13 protein-coding genes are annotated in these 17,859 nt (G+C 40.3%); 5 read left to right on the top strand and 8 right to left on the bottom strand.

Annotation, left to right across the window (positions count from 1 at the left end; translation table 11 throughout):
* Positions 1-24: 24 nt before the first annotated feature.
* The 7 genes from MHI08_RS16015 to MHI08_RS15985 form a co-directional block, all read right to left on the bottom strand.
* On the bottom strand, positions 25-2,139 hold the full coding sequence (locus tag MHI08_RS16015) for a glycosyltransferase family 39 protein (protein ID WP_076840139.1): 2,115 nt from the start codon (positions 2,137-2,139) through the stop codon (positions 25-27).
* Between the two features lie 207 nt (positions 2,140-2,346).
* Positions 2,347-3,762, bottom strand: coding sequence for an ATP-binding protein (locus MHI08_RS16010; RefSeq protein WP_342499771.1), 1,416 nt, complete (start codon positions 3,760-3,762; stop codon positions 2,347-2,349).
* Positions 3,759-4,445, bottom strand: a complete 687-nt coding sequence (locus MHI08_RS16005) for a response regulator transcription factor (RefSeq protein ID WP_342499770.1) — start codon at positions 4,443-4,445, stop codon at positions 3,759-3,761. Before MHI08_RS16005 ends, MHI08_RS16010 begins: the two co-directional genes overlap by 4 nt.
* Positions 4,442-5,425 (bottom strand): YncE family protein, encoded by a 984-nt coding sequence (locus tag MHI08_RS16000; RefSeq protein WP_342499769.1) that lies wholly within the window; start codon positions 5,423-5,425, stop codon positions 4,442-4,444. Before MHI08_RS16000 ends, MHI08_RS16005 begins: the two co-directional genes overlap by 4 nt.
* Positions 5,426-5,697: 272 nt before the next feature.
* Positions 5,698-7,032, bottom strand: a complete 1,335-nt coding sequence (locus MHI08_RS15995) for an MFS transporter (RefSeq protein WP_342499768.1) — start codon at positions 7,030-7,032, stop codon at positions 5,698-5,700.
* Positions 7,033-7,072: 40 nt separating this feature from the next.
* Positions 7,073-7,645: a TetR/AcrR family transcriptional regulator gene (locus tag MHI08_RS15990; protein ID WP_024423587.1), complete on the bottom strand. Its 573-nt coding sequence runs from the start codon at positions 7,643-7,645 to the stop codon at positions 7,073-7,075.
* 90 nt (positions 7,646-7,735) lie between these two features.
* The gene (locus MHI08_RS15985; protein WP_342499767.1) at positions 7,736-10,267 is read right to left on the bottom strand and encodes a PEP/pyruvate-binding domain-containing protein; all 2,532 of its coding nucleotides are present in this window, start codon (positions 10,265-10,267) and stop codon (positions 7,736-7,738) included.
* A gap of 281 nt (positions 10,268-10,548) precedes the next feature.
* On the opposite strand from MHI08_RS15985, the gene MHI08_RS15980 reads away from it, so the two are divergent.
* From MHI08_RS15980 to uvrA, 3 genes are all read left to right on the top strand, one after another.
* On the top strand, positions 10,549-10,794 hold the full coding sequence (locus MHI08_RS15980; protein WP_024426229.1) for a CsbA family protein: 246 nt from the start codon (positions 10,549-10,551) through the stop codon (positions 10,792-10,794).
* A 292-nt stretch (positions 10,795-11,086) separates the two neighbouring features.
* A complete protein-coding gene (gene uvrB / locus MHI08_RS15975) occupies positions 11,087-13,072 on the top strand; it encodes an excinuclease ABC subunit UvrB (protein WP_056765696.1) in 1,986 nt (661 codons plus the stop codon).
* Between the two features lie 7 nt (positions 13,073-13,079).
* Positions 13,080-15,956 carry an excinuclease ABC subunit UvrA gene (gene uvrA, locus MHI08_RS15970; RefSeq protein WP_034623782.1) on the top strand — a complete coding sequence of 959 codons (2,877 nt, stop codon included), beginning with the start codon at positions 13,080-13,082 and terminating at the stop codon, positions 15,954-15,956.
* A 31-nt stretch (positions 15,957-15,987) separates the two neighbouring features.
* Here the strand turns inward: uvrA and MHI08_RS15965 are convergent, their stop codons facing one another.
* Complete coding sequence (locus tag MHI08_RS15965) at positions 15,988-16,218, bottom strand: hypothetical protein (protein WP_024427654.1); 231 nt, start codon at positions 16,216-16,218, stop codon at positions 15,988-15,990.
* 197 nt (positions 16,219-16,415) lie between these two features.
* Here MHI08_RS15965 and MHI08_RS15960 point away from each other — a divergent pair, with 197 nt between their 5' ends.
* Both MHI08_RS15960 and MHI08_RS15955 read left to right on the top strand, forming a co-directional pair.
* Positions 16,416-16,751 carry a hypothetical protein gene (locus MHI08_RS15960; protein ID WP_024427655.1) on the top strand — a complete coding sequence of 112 codons (336 nt, stop codon included), beginning with the start codon at positions 16,416-16,418 and terminating at the stop codon, positions 16,749-16,751.
* Between the two features lie 11 nt (positions 16,752-16,762).
* Complete coding sequence (locus MHI08_RS15955; RefSeq protein WP_268479048.1) at positions 16,763-17,854, top strand: DUF4097 domain-containing protein; 1,092 nt, start codon at positions 16,763-16,765, stop codon at positions 17,852-17,854.
* The last annotated feature ends 5 nt before the right edge of the window (positions 17,855-17,859 follow it).

Here is a 17,859-nt window from a genome sequence, read left to right as displayed (position 1 = left end):
CCTTCCTCCCTTTTAATAGATGAATTAATCAACGGATAGTTCATAAAGAGTGCCGCTCTCCATTCCGCCCATTCTTCTATTTGACTGATCATTTTGTTCTGATTGTTGGCTGTCTGTTTGCTGGTTCGTTTTGGATGTAGAGCTGTTCTGCCATTTAGAAGCAGGTACTTCTTTGCCATTTTTTCGAATCCAAGTGAGAATGTCAGAGCTGCCGCCTCTCATACCAGAAAGATAGAAGTATTTGATTTTGCCGTCTTTGAGGAGCTGTTTGAATTCACTAAGCGTGAGAATGTTATCAGATCCACTAAATCCACCTAATGCCATAACAGCTTTTCCTGTTTTAATAATGTAAGGTGAAGCAGTGGTTGCATCTGTTGTTCCGAATAGGAATTCTTCTCCCGTATTATTTTTCTCAAGATAGCTGATCAACTTTTCATTGACTTGTGAACTCATGCTGCCACTTGAAGTTGCAAGCTGAGGGCCAGCCTCTGGAAGCATACTGTTTCCCCCATAAAGAAGAGGTGTGCTTGCCCAGTATAGTGGTGCAATCAGCATGCCAAGGATGGCGATAAGAGACACGAATTGTTTTAGTTTTTCTTTTCCTGTTATCAAAAGCAGAGAAAGGATTGTTCCAACACCAATGATACCGACTGCAATGCTTAGTCCAAGACCGATCGTGCTTGTAAAAGTAGATAGGATAAAGATTTCAAATGCTGTTGTGACGAATATCGCAATTGGAAGCAGCCATTTTTTAAACCCAGTTCCTGTTTGGAACAATTGTGTCATAGAAACCCATCCGGCTCCTGCTAATACAGCAATTGGCGGTGCCAGCATGATCAAATAATAATGATGGAAAAATCCTGCTACACTGAAAAATGCAGCAACAGGAATAAGCCATGCTAACCAAAATAGTGTTTCTTTTTGTTTTGTATTGAGACGTCTTCTTTCAAAGGCAGTCGAGAAGAAGATACCAATCGCACCGAAGATTGCAAATGGAAGCAGCCAGCTGATTTGATCGGACAGTTCAGATTGGAACAGACGTAACGGTCCCTTGGTTCCTGTACCAAACATGCCGGAGCCATTTCCCATTTTTCCGCCCCCGCCAGTTGGAGGTCCATCACCATTACCGCCTGAAGGCATATCAGGTGGTGTTGTGCTGTCTGCACTGCTTGGTGGTCTTTGCATTGAAGGCTGTTCCTGACTGGGTGATTGGTTTGAATTGTCTGAGTTGTTTTGATTTCCATGAGATGGCGGCTGAGGCATGGTGGATGAATCATTGTCATTTTGCTGATCACCCTGCTGTGAAGGTGGCTGTCCCTTACCCTGATTTGTGCCGCCTCCCCCGCCAGACTGTTGACCAGTCAGCCGCTGGAGACCGTTGTAACCAAAGGCTAATTCTAATGCAGAATTCGATTCACTTGATCCGATATAAGGACGATTCTCTTTGGCAGTGAGATCAATCGCTATTGACCATGAAGCAGATACACCTAAAAGGACAATCATTGAAACGATCAGCGAGAGTAATTTTTTCTTCCATGTCGATCGGTAAGCAAGGATGTAAAAAAGAATGAGTGCTGGCACGATCATATAGGCTTGTAGCATTTTTGTATTAAAGCCGACGCCAATCATCGCAAACGAAGCAATCGCCCAAAGAACCTTTTGCTGTTTTACAGCCTTGAACATCATTCCTGTTGCTAGTAAAAGTATAAAGACAAGTAAGCTGTCAATATTATTTGTGCGAGATACAGCAACCGCAATAGGTGTACACGCCATGATAAGTGCCGCTAATCTTGCCGCTGCTTGACCAAAAGTTGGTTTGACAAGACGATAGATCAGATAAACAGATCCAATACCCGCTAAAGCTTGAGGCAAGATGACGCTCCATCCATGGAGACCAAAAATTTTGGCACTGATCGTTTGCAGCCAGAAAGTGAGCGGGGGTTTATCCACCGTGACATACCCTGCTGGATCAAATGAAGCAAAGAAGAAATGATGCCAGCTTTGCATCATACTTGTGACAGCCGCAGTATAATACGCATTCACCGTATCATCTTCCCAAATGTTATAAATGTTTAAGATGGCAGATAAGATCAATATGAAAAATAAATAAATATCAAATTTCTGAAAACGTCTGATCAAAAGCATGTCACTCCTTTTTCTTCACTTGAAAAAAGTGTAACAAGCAAATATGAATAAAATGTTAATAAAAAAAGACCATTTTTTTATTTTTTAGAAATAAAAACAGCTCTTGATGAAAAGAGCTGTTCTAGTTGTAGAAAATCCTATGGATGCAGAATTTATTGATAAAGTAGTAATTCCAAATGATATTTTAAAATATGTGAGTAGCTATAGAGTAGGTGAGCTCTCATTGAATGGAGCATTGGGAAGTTGAATAATGGCTGTCGTACCAAAGTCAGGTTCAGATTGAATGTCGAATGTTCCATGATGTTTTTTAATGATTTGATAGACAATGGCTAGTCCAAGGCCAGAGCCGCCATCCTTTCTTGTTCGTGCTTTATTTACACGATAAAATCGCTCAGAAACATGTGGGAGATCTTCTTTTGGAATACCGCTGCCTTCGTCGGTCACTTTCAATTCAGCAACACCTTGGTGAACTTGTAATTCAATCGATATTGATTTTCCAGATGGTGTGTAATGAATGGCATTGTCCAGTAAATTACGTATCACTTGTTGGAGACGGTCGCTATCACCATAAACAATACAATCCTCTTCAAGCGTTCGTTTGAAAGTAATGCTTTTTTTGTCAGCGATGAATGCCATTTGATCAAGAACATCGTGGATCAGCTGTGCAAAAACGATTGGCTCCATCGTAAGTGGATAAGAGTCACCTTCTAACTGTGCAAGATCTAAAAGATCGTGCACTAGCCGGCTTAAACGTGTGGCCTCATCTTGAATGATTTGCATTCCTTTTTTTTGATCAATGATCCCTTCTTCAATTCCTTCTGCATAGCCTTTCATATAACTTAAAGGCGTTCTAAGTTCGTGAGAGACATTCGCAAGAAATTCCTTGCGGTGCTGTTCAACTTTTTCGAGGGTTGAAGACAGTTTATTAAAGGAGCGGCTAAGCTGGTTTAACTCATCTCCTTTTTTGGTTACGGCCATTCGTTTTGAGAAATCACCAGATTCCATTTCCATTGCAATTTCTTTCATTTTATTAATTGTCTGCACTACTTTATTGGAGCTCTTATATCCGATCACGAATATCAGGAGCAGAATCATTAAGATGGATATGCCAAGCGTCAATCTAATTTGGACAAAGGGTTCATATACATCTGATAAGGGCATGGAGAGGAAAATAGTTCCCGATAGATCATCATTGCTTGAGAAAACAGGGATGGCGATGCCAAGAATATCTTGGTGAAACTTTGGGTGTTCTCTAATTAACACGACGGTTTCACCTTGAAGGAGCTTTTGGCGTTCCTTGAACGTAATGAGATTATCATTTGTGTCCGTATCAAAAGGAAGTCCACTTGAAAGCTCCATTGGATCATCTGTAAAAATAATGCTTGCCTGACTTGAGTCATTTGCCCATTTCATTCTGTCGGTAAAATACTTGTCTTTCCCATGTGTGTGATAGATTCCTGCCAGCTTCTTACCTTGCAAACTTAAGGAATCGATCTGTTTATCAATATATAAATGCTGGTATAAGTAAAAGGTAAGGGCAAGCGCTGAGGCTGCAACGATTCCGATCACTGCAAGGATTAAGAAGAGTACTTTCTTTTTAATCGATAATGGCTTCATTCTTCCTCCTCAAACTTATAGCCGACACCCCAAACGGTTTTAATATATCGTTCTGCTTCCTTTAATTTCAGTCGCAGCGTTTTGATATGTGTATCGACAGTTCTTAAAGAGCCGCTCGTTGAATGTGATTCCCACAATTTTTGATAAAGGTGTTCTCGTGAAAACACTTGTCCTTGGTTGAGCAAAAGAAACATGAGTAAATCAAATTCTCTTCTTGTTAAATTAACGGGCTGTTGATAGAGGTAAACTTGTCTGCCATCTTGATCAATCTCCATGTCACCGATCTGTATTCGGCTGCGCTTTAGCGAAAGACCTCTAATTCGTCTCAGAGTGGTTTCGATTCTTGCGGCAAGCTCACGCAGACTGAAAGGCTTCATGATATAATCATCTGCTCCAATTTCAAGTCCTCTAATTCGGTCCTCTTCATTACTCCTCGCTGTTAAAAATAAAATCGGTATTTGAGATGTTTGTCGAATACGCTGACAGACTTCAAATCCATCCATGTCAGGCATCATGATATCTAATACAACAAGATCAACAGATTCCTTTTCAAGCTGATGCAAGGCATCTTTTCCATTATTCGCAGTGATAATGTGAAAGCCATGTCTTTTTAAAAAAGACCCGATTAACTCAAGCATATCAAGCTCATCATCTACGATTAAAATACGCATTTGTTCCTTCATTTCTTTTCCTCCAACACGATAGCATAAGGTCCTGATGGGACATTCAGTTGATTTTTCATGATAAGTGAGTGTTTATCGATGATGGATACTGAGTTGTCATCCAAGTTACTCACATAAATTGATGTCGTATCAGCGGTGATATAATTCGGATTTTGACCAGTTTCAACAGAAGCAAGCTGTTTATTTGTTTTGGTATCTACTTTGTATAGCGTATGATCTCCATGACATAGTACATATAAAATAGAAGAATTTTTCTCTGGAAAAAATGCAACAGGCATAACGCCTAGCTTTATTTCTCGCTGTTTTTTTCCAGTTTTAGGGTCATAAGCAAAAATACTCTTATTTAAGGTGCCTTGTTTACCGTGGCCGCCGATCCAAATGGACTGTCCATCAAAATGAATCCCAGAAGGCCGTTCAAGTACAGAAAACGTACGTATATTTTTTTCCTTTTCAATATCTATGACGGAGACAGTATGACTTTCTGCATTTAAAACAAATAAAATACCTGATGAAGAAAGAGTCATAGAAGAAGGTAATTTTCCAGTTTTCACAGTCGATTTTATTTTTTTGCGCTCCGTATCAATAAAATAAACGACATTTTTCTGTGAGTTGGCAGCGATTAATGTATGAGAAGCTGCATCATATGTAAGGGAAGTCAGTCCTTTATCCACATTCATATAATCTGTCGCTGTACCTTGTTTTAGATTAATTTCGATAAGGGATTCTCCCTCTTTACTTGTAGCGATGATGACGTCTTTATTGATTTGAATAAGATCAGTGAGTGGGTGTTTTAAATCCACAGAAGAGAGCATTTTATTTTTTTGTATATCAACTATTGAAAAGGAGGCTTTTTTTAATTGAGAGATGACAGCGATGGATTGAGAGCTGCCTGGCGGCGTAAATTGCTGTTCTTTTCCACAGCCTGTCAGGAATAAAAGTAGAGCTGATAAACAGATCAAAACATATTTCACACGTTCCATTCTTCCGCTCCTTTGCGTTCTCTATTTTCAAAATCATACCACAAAAATTGTGAAAAAAAATTGAAGTTATCCATGCTGAAAGAATGAAAAAAAGCTTTTAGGTAAGTGAGGGAGACCATTTGTACCTGAAGTTCCTTTTTTGTCTGGACATATGCCATTTTTTCTTCTTTAAAAGATGATTTTCAGGATTTGATGGATGCACTCGCTATAGTTTACAGTGATACAAATGATGAAAACTCCCCGCTCTAACTAAACATAGAGCAAGGGAGTCATTAGGCGGAATGCTCAGATGATGGGGAGGTTGATTTGGTTTTTACACGCTGAGATAAAAGGAAACCAAGAATGCCTGCACCCATTAATACAATAAATAAAGATTGAAAACCACTCATGATCCCAATCAATGTAGACGAAATGATACTGCCAAAATATCGAAAGGTAGAGAAAATACCAGATGCTGAACCAGATAAGCTTTGATCAACAGACGTTAAAGAAGCCATCTGCATACTGGTCATTCCAATACCTGATGAAATTCCGCCTGCGACAAGTGTCACGATAAGCAGTGGTAAGGTAGGGAACTGACTGAGTGTGATTAACATGATGCCTGATAAAATGAGACAGAGAAATGAAAAGCCAATCATTTTTTTCGCGCCTTTTTTCGGATGGAGTCTTGCTCCTAACAAGCCGCTAATAGACATGCAAAGAGAAAATACTGATAGAATAATACCGCTTTGTGTATGAGAAAGTGCAAGTTGTTGTTCCATAAACAGCGGCATAATTAGAAGAATGGCATACATCACAAAATTACTTAGCATGATCGACAGGTTTGCGTTTGTAAATGAACTGTTTTTAAAAAGCGACAAATCGATAATCGGATTCTTTACTTTTCGTACATGTTTAAAGAATAAAGGAATGACGATCAACGCTAGAATTCCATAGATCAAGTATTCATTTAGCAATTGGCTTTTAGTGCATAGAATGAGTGTGGCAATCCCGATGGTTAAGTATAGTGAACCAGTGATGTCTACATTTGCTTGTAAGCGTGTATGTTTTGTTTTTGGAATGAGTAATACGCCGGTAACAAGTGTAAGGAACAAGAATGGGATATTGACAAAGAATATAGAATGCCAATCAAAACTCTGAATAAGAATCGAACCAATAAAAGGTCCAAGTGCGGCACCAATACCGGCTCCAAACCCAAAATACCCCATTGTTTTAGACAGTTTTTCGGGGGATACTGTTGCACGAATCAATGCAATGCTATTAGGTGTTAAAATAGCACCGCCAGCTGCTTGAATGGAACGAAAAGTGATGAGAAAAGCTAGATTAGGAGCTAAAGCACATCCAATTGATCCAATTAAAAAGAGCATGACCCCAATTAAATACATTCGCCTGTGTCCGTATATATCTCCTAACTTACCAGCGATAGGCTGAGTGACTGCCATGACAATTAGATAAATTGTGACAACCCAAGTGATGTTTGCAAGGGATTGATCATAATAAGTTGATATGGATGATAGAGCGACAGCGATCATCGTTGAATTGACTGGAACTAGTATAGCTCCAAGCAACAAAGAATAGATGACGAAACTCTCTTTTTTTAACCTCAATGTGTATACCACCTTTTGTAAAAAAGAAGAATTCCACCCTTTAAGCGGGAGAAATTCCTCTCATGAAAATGTGTGTGCATGTTTCAATAAAATCTTCTTTTTGTGTGAGAACGAGTTGAAAATCTTGCTCAAGCTGCTGAATGAAAAATCCGAAATACGTACTAATGAAAATATCTGCATAAATGTCTTCATTTCCTTTTAATACATGATGCTTGGCACCCATCTTTTTGAAATATTGTATGAGCATTTCTCTTAGTTCTTGAGGATATATTTTTTCGTGACTGGTTAAATCCTTAAACATAGCCGGTTCTCGCATGCTGATATAAATAAATTCTTTTTTGGAAGTCAAATCTTCAAGGAAATAGGTACCGAGAAACTTCAAATCGGTGTATAAATCGCCTTTGAATTCTGCTTCTAAGGTTTTTGTCGGAGTTGATTTCATCTTCATAATGGCAGCAATCACGCCGCGTTTGTTTTTAAAGTTGCGAAAAATAGTTGCTTCACTCACATTCGCTTTTGTCGCTATTTCTTTGGTTGTTGTTTTTTGATAGCCCTTTTCAGTTAATAAATCCATTGTTGCGCGAATGATTCGTTGATTTGTAGATTTTAACAAGCATACTCACCTCAGGTTATGAATGTGTTTGCAACAAAGTAAGTATACCGATAAAACCTATGACCGCCAATATCATCCAAAATGATAAGTTTATGCACGCGAGTACTGTTTTAATATCTGAATGCGTCCATTGCTGCCATCTACTGTCACAAGGTCACCGGATTGAAGTGTTTCAGTTGCTATTCTAGTACCTAAGACAGCTGGCATCATATACTCTCTTGCGATAATAGCTGAATGAGATAAAATGCCTCCAGCATCGGTGATGACTGCTTTCGCATCTCTAAATAAGCTCGTCCATAAAGGTGTGGTCGTTTTACAAACTAAAATATCATCCTTTTGAAATTGTGAGAATTCGTCAGCACATGTAATGACTTTTACTCTTCCAGAAACAATACCGCTGGATGCGCCAATTCCATGGATCACATCGTGTGTGTTGTTTTCATTTTCTCTTAATGAACCAAGCATTCTTTCTACTTGCTGCAGTTCCGCTTCAGTTGGTGTACCAATGTAAGCCGGTGGTTGAATATCTTCATTTTCCTTCATTTCTATCTTTCTTTGCTGGATAACCGAATCAAATGAGATAGACGTTGTGAGCGCTTTTTGTACCTCATCATCGTAGAGATACCAAAGATCTTCCTGATGAGGAATAGATCCTTTTTGTACTAGAAGTTCACCAATTTTTAATAGATATACCCGGGCTTTTGCATCTAACATGGCATCAATATAGAAGTGGTGGTCATCTCGGATATTCGCTGCTCGAAGGGCAAATTGATACAGCGTCTCAAATTTTGTTTTAAACGATTCATCCTTCACTTGACTCATAAAATGTTTATATGTCTCTTGTCTTTTGATCACTGCTTTTGCAAATTCTTCATCAAAATCACAATGGCAATGGATGTTATTTCTGATGATATCTAATATAAACTCCGGGTTTTCTGCCCAAGTCTCATCTGTAAGGTCATGACTTTTAACAGATCGCCAGCCGTAAACTTGGAGAAAATCCTCCAATTTTGAAATGAAATGCTTCCCTTTTTCCGAGTGATTGAGTGCATGTAACAGCTCCGAGTTCTTTTCTTGTTGAATAAATGCTTGATGAAGTTCTGGATCTTGAAGGACATCCTTTGCGATATCAGATAGCACCTTGTCTGTTTCAAGAGATTTGTTCATCACGCCTATCATCATTTCGTGCAGCAAGACGACTTGGGTTTGATCACCAGTATACGTTACAAGCATGTCTTCAATGATGGCTGATAGAATGACTTGTGGTATGACGATATCAAAATGATCATCATATGCTTGGATATAAAAATTCTTTAATTCTTCAAAACCAATGATGGCTTTTTCAATGGTTATAGGTTCATTCATTTGGCGATCGAGTTTTTCGTAAAATGGAAAGAAATTTTTCTCTAGAATCTCATACATCCGTTCACTTAAATGAGGAAATAACTCAAATATGCTTTCATCAAAAACGGGTGCAGCTCCTTCTTGCGCTTCTGGCAGATCCGGTGCTGAGTATAGGTGGCCTCTGTAAAGTTTAATATCTTTGATGTTCATATCAGGTACTTGATACTTTTCTCCATTTTTCTTCATCCCGCTTTTTAAGGCTGGTATGATTAGGCTTGAGAAAAGAGGACTCGTTGGACCAGGCATATGATCATCCATTGAAATCCAGAAATCCTGCAGCTCTTCTGGCTTCATTTGAAAAGAAGCACCTGCTGTTTTATTTACTGCTTTTGGAAGAGCTGTAGTAATCGGCCTTGCTTGAAGTAAATAAAACGATCCATCTGCAATTCCAAATTCGATATCGACTCCATGTCCGTAAAGTTCTTCTACTTGTTTCGTGATTTGTGTGATTTCTTTCAATTGATCATCGTTCAGGCAAAACTGGCCAGCCATTTCTTCCGATACTGGCTCCTCGATGACACCCTCTTGGAAAGGAACAATTTGTAGCTCTTTCGCCCCAAGTGTTTTTTCAATCGAAAAGTTCTCTTTATCTACAATAAACGTGTCTGGTGTCACAAGACCGGAGACAATTGCTTCTCCCAATCCGTAGCTTGCGGTCAGCATCATTTCATTTGTTTTCCCCGATACGGGATTCTCACTAAAGATGACACCGGAGACGTCAGAATGGATCAATCCTTGAACGACAACGGCCATAAGCGGCATCTCTTCCTCATTTTCATTCATCTCTTCCTTATATTCTGTGACTCTCGCTGCAAAATAAGAAGACCAGCATTCTTTGACTGCCTGTAAAAACTCTTCATTTGTTTTGATATTTAAATAAGTCTCGTACTGTCCTGCAAATGAGGCGCCTTCGAGATCTTCAGCAACAGAAGAGGACCTGACTGCAACTGAGGGGTAAGTCTTCCGCAAGGATTGAAAGGACGAAAGCAGCTCTGCTTCCATTTGTAAAGGAAACGATGCTTCTTTGATTTTTTGAGAAAGGTTTTGTTCTGCTGGCTGCAGATTGTGAAATGAAAGAAAGCTTGCAAAGCTGTTGGTTTTGATAATAAACCCATCTGGGACTGGCAGGCCGTGATTGTTTAATTTGATTAAATTCAGGCCTTTTGCCCCTGCGAGTGATGCGGATTCTTCAGCCGCATGAAATAAAACTGAATACATGGGAATGCCCCCTTATCCAAATAGCCAATGGTTTGTATGTCTCTCTATTTTTTAAAATGATAGTGCGCACTATCATTTTAATCATAGGATTGATTGGATGTTATTGTCAAAGACGGAAAGACCTATCTTTACAAAGGGGACAATCTCACTAATTTCCTTCTATTTCTAAAACAAAAGTCTCCGAACATGGAGAAAAAAGGCGAAATTGAAAACTGTGAATTGTTCAATATGCCAATCTTTACTATAATCAAGGAAGTAGACCATGAAGAGGGAGGGTTTTTGTGATTACAAAAGCCATATTTGCACTAGTTTTTCCTTTCTTGCTCGTTATTTTATTTTCAAAGGTTACTTATAATCATTATGTGGGCATTGCGTTAACAGCAGCGCTTTTATTTGCTTCGTACATGAAAGGCTATACAGAAACCTACTTTATTGTGGGATTAGATATTATTTCTTTAGTAGCTGGGGCTTTGTTTATGGCTAAGAAAGAAATCGAAAAAAGAGAAAAAGCTGAAGAAAATCAATGATGTCATCGCTATCAAGAGCATGATGGCTGAAAACTGACATGTTTTAAACAAGAGCTGTGCTTACGATTTCTAGTAAGCACAGCTTTCTTTTTCTGCTCATCGAATATCTCACTCCAAAATGTTCCATACTGAAAGGAAGGTTTTCTTAAGAGGGTTATTTCCCATGGGAGAGAGGGTATGACTGTATTGGAAATAAAAATCAAGTAAGAGCCGAACTTTAGTTCGTATTTTTGTGTTCTTTTATGATAATATATTCATTAGATAGATTTCGTAACGAAACGGAGGCTTTGATGTGAGTGACCGCTTTGAATTAGTTTCTAACTATCAGCCCCAAGGAGATCAGCCAAAGGCGATTGAAAAGCTTGTTGAGGGGATCCATCAGGGGAAACAGCATCAAACGCTGTTAGGTGCTACAGGTACGGGAAAGACCTTTACTGTCTCCAACCTGATCAAAGAAGTGAATAAACCGACACTTGTCATTGCGCATAATAAGACACTTGCCGGTCAGTTATACAGCGAATTCAAGGAATTTTTTCCGAATAACGCTGTTGAATATTTTGTGAGTTACTATGATTATTATCAGCCAGAGGCATATGTGCCTCAGACCGATACATTTATTGAGAAGGATGCCAGCATCAATGATGAGATTGATAAGCTGAGACACTCGGCTACGTCCTCGTTATTTGAGAGAAGAGATGTCATCATCATTGCCAGTGTGTCCTGTATTTATGGCTTAGGTTCGCCAGAGGAATACAGAGAGCTTGTGCTGTCTTTGCGTACTGAAATGGAGATTGAACGCAATCAGCTTCTTCGTAAGCTGGTGGATATTCAGTATTCTCGTAATGATATAGATTTTCAGCGCGGAACCTTCCGAGTCAGAGGAGACGTTGTTGAGATTTTTCCCGCTTCACGAGATGAGCATTGTATCAGAGTGGAGTTTTTCGGTGATGAAATTGAACGTATTCGTGAAGTGGATGCGCTGACTGGAGAAATACTTGGTGATCGTGATCATGTGGCGATTTTCCCAGCATCTCACTTCGTCACAAGAGAAGAAAAAATGGAAAAAGCCATTATCAATATTGAACAAGAGCTAGAAGAACAGCTTGAAAAGCTTCGCGATAATGGAAAATTACTTGAAGCGCAGCGCCTTGAGCAGCGGACAAGATATGACCTTGAGATGATGAGAGAGATGGGCTTTTGTTCAGGAATTGAGAACTATTCAAGACATCTGACCTTGCGTCCGCCTGGTTCAACACCTTACACACTGCTTGATTATTTCCCAGATGATTTTATGATTGTTGTCGATGAGTCGCATGTGACGATTCCGCAAATCCGCGCCATGTACAACGGGGACCAAGCTAGAAAGCAAGTGTTGGTTGATCACGGATTCCGCCTGCCATCAGCACTTGATAACAGACCGCTCACCTTTGATGAGTTTGAAAAGCATATCAATCATATTGTGCATGTATCAGCAACGCCTGGTCCGTATGAGCTTGAGAAAACACCAGAGGTTGTGGAACAAATTATCCGTCCAACAGGATTACTTGATCCAATCATTGAAGTCCGTCCGATTGAAGGACAAATTGATGACTTAATTGGAGAAATTCATGCACGAGTTGAGAAAAATGAGCGTGTGCTCGTGACCACACTGACGAAGAAAATGTCTGAGGATCTCACAGATTACTTAAAAGAAATCGGAATCAAGGTGAATTACCTGCATTCCGAGATTAAGACCCTTGAGCGGATTGAGATTATCCGTGATCTGCGTCTCGGTAAATATGATGTGCTTGTTGGAATCAACCTTCTTCGTGAAGGACTGGATATTCCAGAGGTGTCGCTTGTGGCCATTTTAGATGCGGATAAAGAAGGCTTTTTGCGCTCTGAAAGATCCCTCATCCAGACGATTGGCCGTGCAGCGAGAAATGCAGAAGGCCGGGTCATTATGTATGCAGACAATATGACGAAATCGATGGACATTGCGATTCAAGAAACGAAGCGAAGACGAGAACAGCAAGAAGCATATAATGAGAAATTCGGGATTACACCGCAAACGATCCATAAGAAAATTCGAGATGTCATTAAGGCAACAAAGATACATGAGGATTCAGAAGAATACGAAACAAAAGCAGCACCAAAGCTTTCGAAAATGAGCAAAAAAGAACGAGAAAAAGTGATCGAAAAAGTCGAGATGGAAATGAAAGATGCAGCAAAAGCGCTTGATTTTGAAAAAGCAGCAGAATTAAGAGATCTATTGTTAGAGCTAAAAGCGGAAGGATGATTGCCTGATGGCTATGGAACGAATAGAGGTGAAAGGTGCTAGAGCACACAACCTTAAAAATATTGATGTCAATATCCCGCGTGACCAGCTAGTGGTCATTACGGGATTATCTGGTTCAGGAAAATCGTCGCTTGCCTTTGATACGATTTATGCAGAAGGTCAGCGCAGGTACGTTGAATCTCTTTCAGCGTATGCACGCCAATTTCTTGGGCAGATGGATAAACCGGATGTAGATGCCATTGAAGGTCTTTCTCCGGCGATTAGTATTGACCAGAAAACGACGAGCCGAAACCCTAGATCAACAGTTGGTACTGTCACTGAAATTTATGATTACTTGCGTCTCTTGTATGCTCGAGTCGGAAAACCTATTTGTCCTATACATGGAATTGAAATTACGTCACAAACGATTGAGCAGATGACAGATCGTATTTTAGAGTATCCTGAAAGAACGAAATTACAAGTGCTTGCGCCAGTTGTATCCGGCCGCAAAGGAACACATGTGAAAGTGCTTGATCAAATTCGGAAGCAGGGCTATGTACGAGTGAGAGTCGATGGAGAGATGGAGGATCTTTCAGAAGATATCGAGCTTGAAAAGAACAAGAAGCATTCCATTGAAGTAGTCATTGATCGAATTGTCGTGAAGGAAGGCGTTGCTGCTCGGCTGTCTGACTCCCTTGAAACGGCGCTGCGGCTGGGCGAAGGCCGAGTGATGATTGATGTGATTGGACAAGAAGAGCTGTTATTCAGCGAACATCATGCTTGTCCGCATTGCGGGTTCTCTATTGGTGAACTTGAGCCGAGAATGTTTTCGTTTAATAGTCCTTTTGGTGCCTGCCCGAGCTGTGATGGGCTCGGTTCAAAACTGGAAGTCGACCCTGAGCTTGTCATTCCTAATAAGGATCTGACTTTACGGCAGCATGCCATTGCACCATGGGAGCCGCAAAGCTCGCAATACTATCCACAGCTTCTTGAGGCTGTTTGTACACATTATGGCATCGACATGGACATTCCAGTGAAAGATATCCCATCGCATTTATTTGATAAAATTTTATATGGAAGCGGATCTGAACGGATTTATTTTAAATATGAAAATGATTTTGGCCAGGTACGTGAAAATGAAATTGAGTTTGAAGGCGTTCTTCGTAATATTGAACGGCGTTATAAGGAAACCAGCTCTGATTATATTCGTGAACAAATGGAAAAATATATGGCCAATCAGCCATGTCCGACATGTAAAGGATATCGTCTGAAAAAAGAAACGCTGGCGGTTCTCATCAATGGCAAGCATATCGGAGAAATCACCGATTTGTCTGTCTCTGATGCCCTTGATTTCTATGAAAAAATTGAGTTGTCTGAGAAAGATTTGCAGATTGCCCAGCTCATTTTACGTGAAATCAAAGAGCGTTTGTCCTTCTTAAATAATGTGGGCTTAGATTATCTGAATTTGAGCCGGTCCGCTGGCACACTATCAGGCGGAGAGGCGCAGCGGATTCGCCTGGCAACTCAAATCGGCTCAAGGCTGACAGGTGTTCTTTATATATTAGATGAACCATCCATTGGTCTGCATCAGCGCGATAATGACCGGTTGATTGGGACGTTGAAAAATATGCGTGACATCGGGAACACACTGATTGTCGTGGAGCATGATGAAGATACCATGCTAGCCGCTGATTATTTAATAGATATTGGACCTGGAGCAGGAGTTCATGGAGGAGAAGTGATTTCAGCTGGAACGCCAGAAGAAGTCATGAAGGACCCGAAATCATTAACAGGCCAATATTTATCAGGTGAGAAATTTATTCCGCTGCCAATTGAGAGAAGAAAGCCTGACGGCCGCTATATCGAGATAAAAGGTGCAAAAGAAAACAACTTGAAAAACGTGAATGCGAAGTTCCCTCTGGGTGTCTTTACAGCTGTGACCGGAGTATCCGGCTCAGGAAAAAGTACGCTTGTGAATGAAATTCTATTAAAATCACTTTCACAAAAATTGCACAGAGCGAAGGCGAAGCCAGGGCAGCACAAAGAAATCAAAGGAATGGATCATTTGGATAAGGTCATTGATATTGATCAATCTCCAATTGGCCGTACACCAAGATCCAACCCTGCCACGTATACAGGTGTCTTTGATGATGTGCGGGATGTGTTTGCACAAACAAACGAAGCAAAGGTACGAGGCTATAAAAAAGGCAGATTCAGCTTTAACGTCAAAGGCGGCCGCTGTGAGGCGTGCCGCGGGGATGGCATCATTAAAATTGAAATGCACTTTTTGCCAGATGTGTATGTGCCTTGTGAAGTGTGTCACGGGAAACGTTATAACCGCGAAACACTCGAGGTCACATATAAAGGGAAAAACATTGCTGATGTGCTTGAAATGACTGTGGAGGACGCACTCCAATTTTTCGAGAATATCCCGAAAATAAAGCGGAAGCTTCAAACGATTTATGATGTGGGGCTTGGATACATTACACTTGGACAGCCTGCAACGACATTGTCCGGAGGAGAGGCGCAGCGCGTGAAATTGGCATCTGAGCTTCACCGCCGTTCAAACGGAAGGTCCCTTTATATTTTGGACGAGCCGACAACAGGACTGCATGTAGATGATATTGCCCGTTTATTAAAGGTGCTTCAGCGTTTGGTTGAAAACGGAGATACGGTGTTGGTCATTGAACACAACCTTGATATTATCAAGGCTGCTGATTATCTCGTTGATCTCGGACCAGAAGGTGGTGCAGGCGGCGGAACGATCATTGCCTCTGGCACTCCTGAGCACATTGCAAAAGAAGAAGCATCTTACACAGGTCAATACTTGAAGCCTATTTTAGAGCGTGACCGTAAACGCATGAAACAACTGGTTAAAGAAACGGAAAGTGTGACTTCTTCATAAAGAAAACCCCTCGATAAGAGGGGTTTTTCTTTTACTGCACATCTTCCTTCGGCATTAAATTACTGAGGTGCGTTAAATCCTTTAAAATATGGGTGCTGCTGCTGTCGAGCAGTACCTTTAAATAACGGATATCACCATACTTTGGATGAGACGGATGAATGGTCTCAAGCTCCTTGATCATATCGCTGTTCATGCTTTTCTGTTTCTGTATAAGGTCTAAAAGCGTTTGAGCCGTATGTTTTGAATTATGATGATCTGTCAAAATAATTACCCCCTATAATGATAATCACCATCTTTTCAACATATTTTAAAGGGTAATCTTTGAAGAATCTACTCTTAGGTGCAAAAAGAAATAATTTGTGTCTAAGGTCATATGTAAATCGAATGATTTTGAAACTTTTTATACGCAATAAACGTATGAGTTAGAAAGGGATTTTCGTTATGAAGGAGCGAATATATATGAATAGAGATCAGTCGATTATTGCTTCTATTTGTTATTTTAGTGTATTATTTATGCCGTTTATCGTACCGATCGTGGCGTTTTTTGTAGTAGATCAAAAGGAAACGAAGCGGCACGCATTGCGGGCATTATGGTCACATCTTTTGCCGGTCGCAGCGTGCATTCTGTTGATTTTTGGGTCTATCCCATTTTTATTGACGACACAGGCAGGTGACTCGCTCATTCCAGTCATGACGGTGTTCATCTTGTCTTTTTTAGTAGTCATTGGCTTTTTGATCTCTGTCATTTGGAATATCATTCAAGGGATTAAAGTACTTCAATCCATCAAATCTTAGGAGGGCTTTGTATGAATGAAAAAGAACGAATTTTAAAATTAGTAGAAGACGGAGTATTATCAGCAAAAGAAGCAATTACGCTGCTGGAAAAACTAGAAGAGGGTCAGTCAGTTTCATTAGAAAAGTCTACGGCTGATCACACCTTTCATGAAGAAAAAGCTGGAGCAGAGAGCAAAGGAAACGGCACCGAAAATCTTGGGGCAAAGCTGTTTGGCTGGTTAGACTCTGCGGTGAAAAAGGTAAAAGATGTGGATCTTGATTTGAACTTTGGACAGTCCGTTGATGTTGAGCACATTTTTCAGTTCAAGGACGCATCGCTTTCCCATTTAGATATTCAATTGGCGAACGGCAGCCTCAACGTGATGCCTTGGGACGATCGAGATATTCGAGCAGAGTGTCATGCAAAAATTTACCGTGCAGAGGATGGAGAGCAGGCAAGACAGCAATTTCTCAATCAATTGGACTGCGGGCTTGAAGGAGATAAATTTTTTATTCGAACCGAAAAGAAGACGATGAAAGTCAATGTTACATTATACGTACCGCGTATCCAATACGATAAGATCAAGGTCAAGCTGTTTAATGGACCGATTCGCGGGGAAAAGCTAAAGACAAAAGAACTTGCCGCGAAAACGACTAATGGTGTTGTCTCTTTTGCTTCGTTACATGCAGAAAAAGTCGGAATAGAAACAGCAAATGGACAAATCAAACTGGCAGATCATGAGTGTGGTATGATTGAAGTAGAAACCATCAATGGGCTCATAGACCTGCGCGGGAAAAGTGAATCAATTGATGCTCAAAGCTTTAATGGAAATATTGCTGTTCAGCTGTCAGATGAAAAGTGCCGTTCCATCTATGCGAAAACGACAACAGGCAGTGTGGACGTTCAGATTCCGCGTGCATGTGCAGTGACCGCTGAGCTGAAAAGCAATCTTGGGTCTATCTCTCACGATTTACTTGATGCAGAGATGATTAAAGAAAAAAATGAAACATTACAAAAAGAGAAAATGATCAAAGCCAATCAACAAGCGGTGCACAGTATATCCATTTTTGCAGAAACAAAAACAGGCTCAATACAAGTAAAGCACCAATCAGACAAGGAGTGATTCTA

It is taken from the genome of Bacillus sp. FSL M7-0791, from assembly GCF_038627085.1.
Classification (GTDB): domain Bacteria; phylum Bacillota; class Bacilli; order Bacillales; family Bacillaceae; genus Bacillus; species Bacillus safensis.
This window is presented reverse-complemented; position numbering and strand designations above follow the sequence as displayed.